Source organism: Ruegeria sp. BC5, from assembly GCF_056539205.1.
Map to the genome: position 1 here is coordinate 119,492 of NZ_JBQFUN010000004.1, position 12,018 is coordinate 131,509.

The 12,018-nt window shown below is 53.8% G+C and carries 11 protein-coding genes; 8 read left to right on the forward strand and 3 right to left on the reverse strand.

Annotated features, from left to right (window positions below; genetic code table 11):
• Nucleotides 1-4: 4 nt before the first annotated feature.
• Nucleotides 5-223, reverse strand: a complete 219-nt coding sequence (locus tag ACR0LY_RS12105) for a hypothetical protein (RefSeq protein WP_170350274.1) — start codon at nt 221-223, stop codon at nt 5-7.
• Between the two features lie 99 nt (nt 224-322).
• Between ACR0LY_RS12105 and ACR0LY_RS12110 the strand changes: the two genes are divergently transcribed.
• Nucleotides 323-1,657, forward strand: coding sequence for a tetratricopeptide repeat protein (locus tag ACR0LY_RS12110; RefSeq protein ID WP_170350273.1), 1,335 nt, complete (start codon nt 323-325; stop codon nt 1,655-1,657).
• A gap of 605 nt (nt 1,658-2,262) precedes the next feature.
• Here ACR0LY_RS12110 and ACR0LY_RS12115 read toward each other — a convergent pair.
• Entirely contained in the window at nt 2,263-2,787 is a 525-nt protein-coding gene (locus ACR0LY_RS12115; protein ID WP_170350272.1) for a flavodoxin domain-containing protein, read from the reverse strand.
• 134 nt (nt 2,788-2,921) lie between these two features.
• On the reverse strand, nt 2,922-3,302 hold the full coding sequence (locus ACR0LY_RS12120; protein WP_170350271.1) for a hypothetical protein: 381 nt from the start codon (nt 3,300-3,302) through the stop codon (nt 2,922-2,924).
• A gap of 375 nt (nt 3,303-3,677) precedes the next feature.
• On the opposite strand from ACR0LY_RS12120, the gene ACR0LY_RS12125 reads away from it, so the two are divergent.
• From ACR0LY_RS12125 to ACR0LY_RS12155, 7 genes are all read left to right on the forward strand, one after another.
• Nucleotides 3,678-4,124, forward strand: coding sequence for a universal stress protein (locus ACR0LY_RS12125; RefSeq protein ID WP_170350270.1), 447 nt, complete (start codon nt 3,678-3,680; stop codon nt 4,122-4,124).
• Between the two features lie 349 nt (nt 4,125-4,473).
• Nucleotides 4,474-5,259: a formate/nitrite transporter family protein gene (locus ACR0LY_RS12130; RefSeq protein WP_170350269.1), complete on the forward strand. Its 786-nt coding sequence runs from the start codon at nt 4,474-4,476 to the stop codon at nt 5,257-5,259.
• A 458-nt stretch (nt 5,260-5,717) separates the two neighbouring features.
• On the forward strand, nt 5,718-6,095 hold the full coding sequence (locus ACR0LY_RS12135) for a nuclear transport factor 2 family protein (RefSeq protein WP_170350268.1): 378 nt from the start codon (nt 5,718-5,720) through the stop codon (nt 6,093-6,095).
• Nucleotides 6,096-6,478: 383 nt separating this feature from the next.
• Complete coding sequence (locus ACR0LY_RS12140; protein WP_480640950.1) at nt 6,479-7,438, forward strand: HlyD family secretion protein; 960 nt, start codon at nt 6,479-6,481, stop codon at nt 7,436-7,438.
• Nucleotides 7,435-10,131: a ribosome-associated ATPase/putative transporter RbbA gene (rbbA, locus tag ACR0LY_RS12145; RefSeq protein ID WP_170350266.1), complete on the forward strand. Its 2,697-nt coding sequence runs from the start codon at nt 7,435-7,437 to the stop codon at nt 10,129-10,131. The genes ACR0LY_RS12140 and rbbA overlap by 4 nt, the downstream gene beginning before the upstream one ends.
• Nucleotides 10,132-11,250 carry an ABC transporter permease gene (locus ACR0LY_RS12150; protein ID WP_170350265.1) on the forward strand — a complete coding sequence of 373 codons (1,119 nt, stop codon included), beginning with the start codon at nt 10,132-10,134 and terminating at the stop codon, nt 11,248-11,250.
• Nucleotides 11,251-11,446: 196 nt separating this feature from the next.
• Complete coding sequence (locus ACR0LY_RS12155) at nt 11,447-11,950, forward strand: Hsp20/alpha crystallin family protein (RefSeq protein ID WP_170350264.1); 504 nt, start codon at nt 11,447-11,449, stop codon at nt 11,948-11,950.
• Nucleotides 11,951-12,018: the final 68 nt, after the last annotated feature.

Genomic DNA, 12,018 nt, shown 5'->3' on the forward strand with positions numbered 1-12,018 from the left:
TGGCTCACATATTGCGCTTCAACATGCGGCGAAGCTCATTGATGAGTTCAGATTTGATGTGGGCCCATTCGGCGCGTTCTGAGGCCGTGATCGATGCGTCTTTCGAAAACGCAGATGCTTTCTTCAGGTCTTCGATGACCTCGCCGAGTAGCGCATCCGTTTCCATGCGCCTCGACAGCACATCGGAAAGTTCTGGAATTTCTTCAATCAGGTCCACCGTCATTGGAAAAATCCCGACGCCCACTATCCATTCTCAAATCAAGATGAGTGCGGTTGACCGCAAAGGCCAAGTGAGTCACCGTGAGCTGGGGGTGAGTTGACATTGAACAAATCCAACGATTTGCTAGTAAATCAACATGTTGAACAGCCTTCTCCGGAACTCATCCGGGAAGCTCTGAGTCGAATCGTATCAAGCGACGGGTTTCAAGCTTCACCACGACTCACGCAATTTCTCACCTATATAGTCGAGGAATCTCTATCTGGTCGAAGCACTCAGATTAGAGGCAAAGCTATCGCTGTTGAGGTCTATGGGCGGCGCATAGATGGTACTGGTGGTCAAAACCTGGTTCGCGTTGAGGCAAGGCGGCTGCGTCGCCTTTTGCATCAGTTCTACGAAGATCACTGGGACGGCAATGGAGTTCGCATTTTTGTTGACCCCGGCGGATACAAGCCGCGGTTTTCATTCGAACCTACAATCGAAGACCGCACATCAAGTGAACTGAAGAGCGACAATCCAGTTGGCCGTTGGCGTTCGCGGCAACTGCTGCATGCTGGACTGGGTGTTCTTGCATTGATCGCTGTGCTTGGCATCTGGATGAGCCAGGATAACAGGGAGGTTGTGCCAACAACTCGATCCATCGAACAAGCAGAACGTGTGGCGCTTGGTGAACAATCATTGACACGACTCCAGGCGGTCAACCTTGCGGATCAAGCCCGCGGCATGTTTTTCCCCGTTTTTGATGTCAAGCGTCAGCAAATAGCGCTGGGAATGTTCCAGCACGCTAGGGAACTCGACCCGGCTCTGTCCGACGGCTATGCCGGATCAGCGCAGGTCTTGGCGATCCTGGCAGTGTTGTCGCCGGATGAAGCACAAAGGGATGATCTCTTCAATCAAGCCTCGGAAATGTCTGGAAAAGCGCTTGAATTGTCCCCCTCTGATGCGTGGGCAAACGGCGCAAATGGTTGGGTGCTGGCTGTCAAAAACCAGCCAAACGAGGCATTGAAATACGCTAGAATGTCTGTCGAACTGGCGCCGAAGGATGGCCATATTCTCGACGTTGCAGGTATGACGGCCATCTTGGCTAACGCCCCGGAACTTGCTGCCGAGGTTAGCAACCCGGAGAGACCCAAATCAGGATCTGGGAGGTTTGGTGCGAGAAACATCTGGGGCGTTTCACAACTTATGCTCGGGAACTACGAAAGTGTTGTTGAAGCCTTTCAGGGAGCGCCAGCTGCCGGAGCGCCAGTCAGTGCGCCTTCGCTCTTATTCCAAGCCGTTGCGTATGATCAGTTGGGAAATTCAGAAGAAGCACGACGGCTCGTCGCTGAAATGCGCAGGACATGGCCTGAGTTTCCGTCCGAGTTTCTCGCCGGCAGGATTTTCCACAACGACGTCAATACACGGAAAATAATACTGGAGACGCTGAGTAGATACTGACGAAACGTATCTCGCCTATTGCCTAGAAACGAGCGTCAAAATCTATTCGTATAATTCCGCTTTGAAAGCACACGGGGTTGATAAAATCGGCGATGGAGCCGGATCACGCCGTCTGTGGATTGAGGGTGGGCTTTGCAGATTTGCAAAGTCTGCTTATGCTATATAGCCGCCGCTCGTGAGGTGCAGTGCTGCTGACGCGGCGAACGGCAGCATGGTGGCCTTTTGCATGTCCGTCATCGAATGATTTGGAACACGAGCGTTTGATTGGCTTAGGAGGATCAGGCTCGCTGTAGTTTCAATCTAGGCCGCGTTCTGATGATGCAGCCAGCGACATTTCTCGAAGGGCTGGTTCGAGAATAACCACAAGACACGATAGTCGAAGAAGTTAGATCCAATGACACGCATCACTAATTTAATATTTCAGGCCCCAATCATAGCCATCTTGTTCAGTGTCATATCGTGCATCTTATAGCCTGGCTGGTGGCGGCATGCGAATGGAATTCAGTGAATTCGAACGCCTGTTAAAACTGGCGTAGGTGCAATGTGGCGGCGACATTTACAGGTAAGACAACTGAAGAAAGGCAGCAGTTAAGCCACGGGATGGATCAATTGTCCAAGAATGTTACCACGGTTTCCCTTAAAGCGTCCCAATCGGTGAACTCCCGAGCACCGTCCCTTGGATCGATCTTTTGATCCTTTAAGACAACATGCTGAACGATCTCTTCTTCAAAATACCCATAGTTGTCAGGCTGCACAGCGCCCGCAACCAAAGCCGTTAGGTCAGGTTCAAAATGCGTACGCATCAGCATTTCGGTAAGATAGTCCCAGGCGTCTTCCTGGCCTCTTGCAAAAGCCGCCTTTAGGCTGACCGAAAGCACTAGCGACTTCCGGGACGCAAGCGCGTCTCTATGCGTTTCAACAAACGCTTCGAATAGCTTGGGGTGCCGGCGTTCATGGACAGGAGCCGCAAGAATGACCCTGTCCACACCTGCCAGGGACACGTGTCGTATCTGGTCTCCGGTGTTGATCAGTATTGTATCGTAGCCGGCTTTTCTTGTGACATCGTTGATAAAACGAGCAATCTTGGCAGTCTGACCTTCAATGGTGCCGTAAGCAATCAGCACTGTCATTTCGATCCTCCCGTGAATCTGTCCGAAAAGCGCGCCAACTATGCCGAAACCGTTCGCTTCAGCCCTTGATCTCAATCAAAAGTGACTGTCTTGCCAAGTTTTTTTGGACGCGGGTGCGGCGTCGTTTGGTCGGCTCATGCGGTTCTGGAAAGCGCGACAGCTATCGCCAGCCAAAATCCAGTGCGTATGGTCATTGCACCGACGGTTCGCCATTCAAACGGCGTTCCAAACAGTGCCACTAATATCAGAACAGCGAACACAAGTAATGTTGATAAGCCTATCACCCAGGCAATTCGAGTTGCCCAGGTTGTTGATTTAAAGAGCGCGATTGCACCAAGCAAATAGACAAATCCAGCCAGAAAATTGAACCAAAGCACGAGTGGAACTGCATCTCCAACTGCTGCTTTAGCGGCGGCACCCCCAAACAGGGCCGTTCCGCCGGAGAATATTGTCAGGAGACCGAAGAATGCCGCGGCTATTGCAGCTGGGCGAATCCAAGGCGGAGAGGGCTGCATAGTCGTTATCCTCAGGAATTAGATTGAATTTCGTGTCGTAGGAAAGCTGCCAACTTCGCCAAAGGGACTGAAAAGCACGTCCATAATAGCAATTTTTCTCGCCATTACTCTTGATCTTTATCATTGGGCCCAAATTGACACCCTTTGAACAAAGCAGTGCCTGCGGGAGGCTTTTTGCAGTAAAAATACGCTGTCGCCCCTTTGGCGCGACTAGCTTGCAGCTCCAACGGTCATTAAATTTGTTCGGTTACCGTGAATCTTCTGGAAATGGACGGACGGCTACGCTCGAATTTGCAGCGAAAAGTGTTGATTTGAGTCAATGCTAGTTGCTGCAAGTTCACCCATACTGACCCCTCACAAAGGAGGGAGTGCGACATGTTCAAAATAATTGTGGTTGGCTTGGATGGATCAGAGGCGTCAGAAGCAGCTCTACGCGTTGCCTGTGATATCTCAATCAAATATGGCTCCCAAATTCACCTTGTCCATACACCTCAGCCGCAAACCGTGGCTTTCGCAATGGGCGCTGTTGCTGGCTATCACGCCGTCACGACAATGCCTTCAGACGAAGAGGTTCAGCAGGCAGCAGGCAAGATCATTTCCGCGGGTAAAGAGATTGCCAAAGAATACAATCAGACAGTTTCGCAAACACATACCCAACGCGGTGATCCGGTCGACGAGATCATCGCATGCGCCGAGCAATGCAAAGCTGACCTAATTGTTACGGGCCGCCGCGGATTGGGAAGCATTGGTAGCCTGATTCAAGGGAGCACCTCTCAAGGCATCAGTCGGAATGCCACTTGTGCGGTTTTGACCGTTGCCTAAATTTCAAACTTGGTCCCAATCGGCACAAAAACGATGACGATCAATAAGCTTTGCATTGAAATCTCGTGGCAGAATTAAGTTTCGATGGCTACCCCGTGACGCTGAACTCCCGGCCGTGAAAACGGAGTCTGACATCCACTGCTTCATGACGGTGACACGAAAACGGATGCTGAAACCGAGGTCATGGGTGCCTGTGGCGATGACCGGCGACCAAACTGTGTTAGGCGAAACGACCCGAACTGTGGTGGAATAGATAAACTTCCCCTTTTTATTTGTGCTTTGGTTCAAGGTCAGAAGATAGGCTGCACAATCCCTGATACGTAGATCCGTGGTAACTTTGGAGCCCGACATGAACACCCCGTCCCTGTTCGACGCTCATAAACCCTCTGAAATTGCGGCGTTAGTTGAGACTGCTGGGGTCACAAAGGCAAAGTTGCCAATGGCACCCATGTTCGTTCTTGCGATGCTGGCCGGGGCATTCATAGGGTTTGGCGCAGCGGCCTATACGATGGCGGTTACTGGCGCAGACAGCGCTGCGGGGCCGATCCGCGTTCTGGGTGGCGCGGTGTTTTCCCTGGGCCTTATCCTGGTGATCGCAGGTGGTGCAGAATTATTCACCGGCAATGTTTTGATGGTGATCGCAGCAGTCGACCGCAAGATACCACTGCGACTGCTGTTTCGAAGCTGGGGCATCGTCTACGCCGGAAACTTCGTGGGCGCCCTCGGGCTTGCATTGGCCTTCTCTCTGACCGGCCTGCTCGAGGGGCCGATGGGCAATACCGCCGTGGTGATAGCCGATGCCAAAGCGGGGTTGGAACCGATGGAGGCCTTCGCCCGTGGCGCACTGTGCAACGGGTTGGTATGCCTTGCTGTTTGGCTGTCCTTTGCCGCCCGCAGCGTCGCCGGCAAAGTTCTGGCCGTTTTGTGGCCCGTCACTGCTTTTGTATTGCTGGGACTCGAGCATTCGATTGCGAACATGTTTTTCTTCCCGCAGGGTTGGGCGGCGGGGGCAACTGTGCCGGTTTTCTCAGCGGCGACCAATCTATTGTGGGTTACTCTGGGCAACATTGTCGGCGGGGCGGGAGGAGTCGCCTTGGCCTACTGGTTTGCTTACCTTGGTGCTACTAAAGGGTAAGACCCACTTCTTCGATCACAGCGCCTGCCAGAGCAAAACGATCGGTTTAAGTTGGTTTTGAAGGCGTTGTCTAATTGTGCAGCCCAAAACAAGCTTTTCCTGCACTCAATAGTCTAGATGCCAGGAGCATGGTTGTCTTCGTGGTCGATATCGGTTGTCGCATGATGGTGCAACACAAGGGGAAGCGGCACAGGCTTGCCTAAGTCCGCTGATCGGGATGCGAGCCAGTTGATCAGTCAGATATGAGAGTTGGATGCGGAGGTGACTCACCGACCACGAGGCAAGGAGATGGCGCATTGGCTGATGACGGTGCCGGGAATTGGGCCGTTCTTTACCACTACACTAATTGCCCACTCGTTCCCGAACTGGATTCTTCGCCAACATCTTAATTCATTGATCCTCGTCAAGATTGGAAAAGGCAAGATGTGATACAGTTGATGCCTAAAATGAGGGCTATCATGGAAGAATTAGTCGATATTGGAAGAACATTTGTTCAGGCGATGCGTGATCGCAGGGGCCTTACAAATGTTGATGAAATGTATGCCGAGAACGCTCAATCCATAGAAGCGGTTGTGCCTCCGGTTCGACAGTTTCGCATCACCAAAGGCCGTGATGCTATCAAAGGGAAAAGAGAGGATTGGCTGGCAGCTCATGAAATCATCGAATTTGACGTCGATGGCCCCTATGTTCATCCCCCAAACCGCTTCAGTGTGCGATATAAGGCTGAAGTAAAGCAGAAGGAAACTGGGCAACGTATCACTTTGAGTGAGATTGCAGTTTATTCAGTAGCAGACGGAAAGATTGTACTGGAAGAGTTCTTCATGTTGCCGAAGTAGCAGCGGCAACCCGCAATACTGACGCAGTGTTGATTTCATCCGCACGCTGGAAGTGCGACTTGTAAGTGCTTTGACACGATGGATGGACAATTGGGCATTTGTTTCGACCGCGTGAGGCTTGCCCATGCGCAACAATTCCGTCAGTTCGGCGCAACCGAAATCTAAAGTCACGCCGTGAAATCCGCATTGAGCCATTGATGCGGGTTAACAATCAGACTGCTGCGCCGGTTTTCTACCCGAGTTTGGCTTGAACAACCCTCTAAAGGTCTCTGTTTGATCCAAAACAAAGCGTTTTGCGGGGTTTGAGATAACGTCACCTAGTAGCTTTAACCGCGGTACGCCAGATCATGAAAAAGAATGTGCGCGCAATACTGATCGTCGTAATGCTCCTTCTCGCAGGTGCGGCGTTGTACATATTCGTTTCAGAAGACAGCAGTGAATTGCCAGTTGGATTTGTACAGGGCAATGGACGGATAGAGGCTGAACAAGTGGAAATTGCCCCCACCTTCGCAGGGCGGGTTGCACAGGTTTTGGCGGCAGAAGGCAACTTGGTTGTTGTGGGTGAACTGTTGGTCAAGATGGACACCGATGAACTGTCTGCAGCGCTTGATCGCGCCAAAGCCGAAGTAGCATTGGCGCGTCAAGCCAAGGCCGAAGCCGAGGCTGTTGTTGTCCAACGAGTAAGCCAACAGCGTCGCGCGGCGCAGGAACTGGAACGGGCAAAGGCACTGTTGGCCGGTCAAAACATTTCGATGACAGTCTTTGAAGATCGCGAAACCGCATTTCAGGTTGCCGACGCCGTTCTGGGTGCCGCCAAGGCCCGGGTTGCAACCTCGGACAGCCAGATCGCGGCTGCAGAAGCCGAAGTGCGCCGGATCGCCGCCCAGATCGAGGATGCTTCGCTTGTTGCCCCTATGCCAGGGCGCATTCTTTACAGACTGGCTGAGCCCGGTGAAGTTGTTGGCGCGGGTGAGCCGATCCTTACGCTTCTCAGCTTAGAGAACGTCTATATGGACGTGTACCTGCCCGCACGCGAAGCGGGGTTGCTGCCCATCGGGGCTGAGGCGCGCATCGTACTTGATGCCTTGCCGGATTTTGCCGTTCCTGCAACCGTCACTTTTGTATCCCCCGAAGCCCAGTTCACTCCAAAGCAGGTAGAGACATTGACCGAGCGTGAACAGTTGGTCTTTCGCGTTCGGGTTCGCATTCCTGAGGATCTGATCACAGAACGGATCGAACATGTGAAAACCGGCCTTCGCGGTATCGCTGTGATCAGGCTTTCTTCTGACAGTGTATGGCCGGAATATCTGGAAAGGCGGATTCCACCCGAACTGTTCGAATGATTTCCCAGGCGGGCCCATCTGATTTCTGCGTCAGTGGTGTCACGCATAAGTACCGCCAGCGGACAGCACTCGATAACCTGTCGCTTCACCTGCCGGTAGGTCAGCTTGTTGGGCTGATCGGGCCTGACGGGGTTGGCAAATCAACGCTTTTGGGTTTGATCACCGGCGCGAAGAAGCTTCAATCCGGCACGATCAAGGTTCTCGGTGGATCGATCGACGACCGTGCCCATCGTCACAAAATCTGCCCAGCGATCGCATTTATGCCGCAGGGGTTGGGCCGGAACCTCTATGCAGAATTGTCGGTGCGCGAGAACCTTGAGTTCTTTTCGCGTCTCTTCGGACAGGGGCAACAGGAGCGTGACATCCGGATCGCAGCATTGCTGTCGGCAACCGGGCTTGCGCCATTCTCTGATCGTCTGATGGGAAAACTCTCGGGCGGCATGAAGCAGAAGCTTGGGCTGTGTTGTGCACTGATCCATGATCCTAAGCTTTTGGTTCTGGATGAGCCGACCACCGGCATCGACCCACTGTCGCGGCGTCAATTCTGGGCGCTGATCGACGCGGTCCGAGAGGCTACTCCCGACCTCTCCATACTGGTTTCGACAGCCTATATGGAAGAAGCCGAACAATTCGACTTTATCGTCGCGATGGATGCCGGGCGCGTGCTTTTCCATGGTTCTCCGGCAGAATTGAAGGGGGAAGCCAGCGATCTTGAAACGTCCTACCGGCGGTTGCAGGCGCACGGAGATCCCCTGATCGCACCAAGGAAAGCGCCCACACATCACAGTGAGGCAGACCCAGTGATCACGGCACGCGGATTGACGCGGCGCTTTGGCGATTTCACGGCAGTCAATAACGTCGAATTCTCGATCAACCGTGGTGAGATTTTCGGCTTCCTCGGGTCGAACGGCTGCGGCAAGTCGACCACCATGAAAATGCTGACAGGTCTTCTGCCCGCAAGTGACGGTGAGGCGCTGTTGTTCGGAAGACCGGTTGATGCACGCGACCTGAGGATGCGTCGCGAGATTGGCTACATGAGTCAGGCATTCTCGCTTTATGGCGAGTTGACCGTTCGGCAGAACCTCCAGCTACATGCCCGCATCTTTGCGATCACGGACCGCGATAGGCGTATCGATGAACTGGCGGAACGCTTTGGCCTGATTGCACATATGGACATGTTGGCCACGGCGCTGCCACTTGGCATCAAGCAACGTCTTTCCCTGGCCGTCGCTGTGATCCACCGACCTCGCGTGCTGATCCTGGATGAGCCAACCTCGGGAGTGGACCCTGAGGCGCGCGACTCGTTTTGGGCGTTGCTGATTGAGCTTTCGAGAGATGAAGAAGTGACGATTTTCGTCTCGACCCATTTCATGGCCGAAGCAGAGCGCTGTGATCGGGTGTCGTTCATGCACGCGGGCCGTGTTCTGGCTGAGGGAACACCGGATGAGTTGATCGCCGGGGCACAGGTAGACAGTCTGGAAGAAGCATTTGTCACGGTATTGAAGGCAGCTGACCCTCCGGCACCGGTGAAAGCTCCTGAGGCATCGGTTCATGCCCTTGATGACAGCGCTGGCGGGGGTATCAGGCGCACACTGGCATACACGAAGCGTGAAACCATCGAGATTTTGCGCGACCGCGTGCGTTTGGCGTTTGCGTTCCTGGGCTCAGTGATCCTGATGCTGGTCTTTTGCTATGGGATTACGCTGGACATCGAAGAACTGGATTTCGCGGTACTGGATTTGTCACAGGGGCCAGAAAGCCGCGCCTACATTGCAGAGATTTCAGGATCGCGCTACTTCAACCCAACGCAGCCACTGACGAGTATCGATGAGGGCCATGAACGGCTGGCCCGAGGAGATGCCTCGCTGGTTGTCGAACTCCCACCTGACTTTGGGCGCAAGATCCGCTCTGTTGAAGCAACGGACGTGCTTGCAATTGTGGACGGCGCAATTCCGTTCAAAGGCGAGACTGTAGAAGGCTATGTGGCGGGGCTCCACAATACCTTTTTGGCGGCAATGGCCCGCCAAAACGGTGTGCATCCGGTCGAGATCGCCCGTATCGAGCCACGCTTCAGGTACAATCAGAGTTTCGAGAGTATTGCCGCAATGGCCCCAGCCATGCCTGCGATCCTTTTGATAATGTTACCGGCAGTTCTGATGGCGGTCAGCGTCGCACGTGAAAAAGAGTTGGGAACAATCACCAATTTCTATGCAACGCCAACGACGCGGCTTGAGTTTCTGGTTGGCAAGCAAATCCCTTATATCGCAATCGCGTTCGCCAATTTCCTGCTCTTGGCTGGAATGACGGTCTTTGTTTTTGATGTACCGCTCAAAGGCAACCCGGTTCCTCTGGCAATCGGCGCGTTGCTGTATGTCTGGGCTACAACATCCTATGGGCTACTCATTGCGACCATGACTTCAAGCCAGGTGGCCGCTACCTTCGCCACCGCGATAGCCTCGGTCGTACCTACGATTCAGTTCTCCGGGTTGTTACAACCGGTGTCAACGCTTGAAGGCGGCGCGCAGACAATCGGGTCGCTCTGGCCGTCATCCTATTTCCTGCACCTGAATGTCGGTGCCTTCACCAAAGGGCTGGGCTGGGATGCGCTTGCCCCTGATCTTCTGGCCCTGGCCTGTTTCGGACCGGTGCTAACGTTGATCGCTGCCCTTTTACTTCGAGCGCAGGAGAAATAAATGCAACGGTTGTCCTGCATCTTCTGGCTTGGCTTGAAAGAAATGATGAGCCTTCGGCGTGATTGGGTGATGATGGCGCTGCTGGTCTGGTCATTCACGCTGGCACCCGTGATGGAGGCGACGGGGGTTTCGAACTCGGTCAACAATGCCTCCATTGCATTTGCCGATGAGGATGGCTCGCCCCTTTCACGGTCTCTTGCCACGGCATTCTTCCCTCCTGAGTTTCAACCCGTTGTCCAGATCGCACCGGGTACCGGAGCCGAAAAGATGGATGCCGGGCATTTCCTGTTTGTGGTCGCGGTGCCACCAGGGTTCGAGAAAGATGTTCGCGCCGGGCGCACGCCGGAAATTCAGGTTCTGATTGATGCGACGGCGATGGAACAGGCCGGGATTGGCGCAAACTATATCGTCAATATCCTCAGCGCCGAGATCCGTCGCTTTGCCATTGGTGCGGACCTGGCTGAGTCATTGCCCGTCGATATCATCATGCGCAGTGCGTTCAATCCCAACCGTGATACTGTTCGTTTTGCCGGCATCGTGGCGCTCATCGGCCAGATCATGTGGCTGACCACAATCCTCACCGGTGCCGCGATGATCCGCGAGCGTGAACATGGCACAATTGAACACCTGCTTGCGATGCCGCTTACCCCGTTTGACATTGCGATGGCCAAGATTTGGGCAAACGCAGCGGTGGTTCTTGTCGCGGCCGCCTTATCGCTGACCTTTGTTATGCAAGGTTTACTAGGGATCAGTATCGCGGGGTCGAAGGTGTTGTTTTTAGTTGGCACCGCCCTCTTTCTCTTCACAGCAACCGCACTTGGGGTCTTTCTTGCAACAATTGCGCGCTCAATGGCACAGTTCGCGCTTTTGGTAATGCTGACTGTCCTTCCGATGCTGATGCTGTCAGGAGGAGAGACACCGATCGAGGGGCAGCCCGACTGGCTTCAGGTCGGAACATCGATCCTTCCGTCCCGCCATTACATGTCCGCCAGCCAATCCATCATCTTCAAGGGGGCGAGGTTTGAGACGGTCTGGCCAGAGTTCTTATGGATGGCGTTACTCGGCGCAATCCTTCTGGCGTCAAGCCTGATGCTTTTCAGACGCTCGGTGGCGCAATAGAGTCAGATCAGTTTACCCCTTGGCCTGGACGTATGACCGGTAATGCGCCTTGTTTCATTCGGAATACTGATACGGCCGGGTTGTCCTTTTGGCGCGATACCGAGGACGCTTGCTTGCGCAAGATCAAGGTAATTATATGCGTTTTTTGCAATAATACCGCCTCCCCCCAATCGCACCAAAGGAGGAGGATCAGAAAATGCTTGAAGACAAAAATACCCCGCAACTGTTTGCTGGAACACATCCGCTCTCTGATAATTTTCGACGCGAAATGGAATCCATGATGTCGCGTTTTTTCGGGGGCGCAGCGCCATTCCTTACGCTGGAAACAGCCGCGCAACGCACGGGCTTCCCGTCGTTGGACATGACGGGTGCGATTTCGCCGGCGATTGACATCCACGAAACGGATACAGCGATCGTTCTCACGGCTGAATTGCCGGGTCTCGAAGAAGACGACGTCGAAGTCGAAATCAAAGACCGTAGATTGACGCTGCGGGGCCAGAAGAATGTTACGCATGATGACACAGGCGATCTGCGCATTAGCGAGAGAAGCTATGGCAGTTTCACTCGGACAATGACGCTGCCTGATGCAGTCGATATCGAGGAGATTTCCGCTGCGTTCGACAAAGGTGTCCTGCACGTCACGATGCCGAAAACCGAACCTCAGGATCCCAGCCGGAAGATCAAGGTCTCATCGAAATAGGCGCAATGGAGGCGCACGCGCAACCTTCATGGTCCGGGCAGCATGCGCGGACCTTTGGTGTTCTTAAA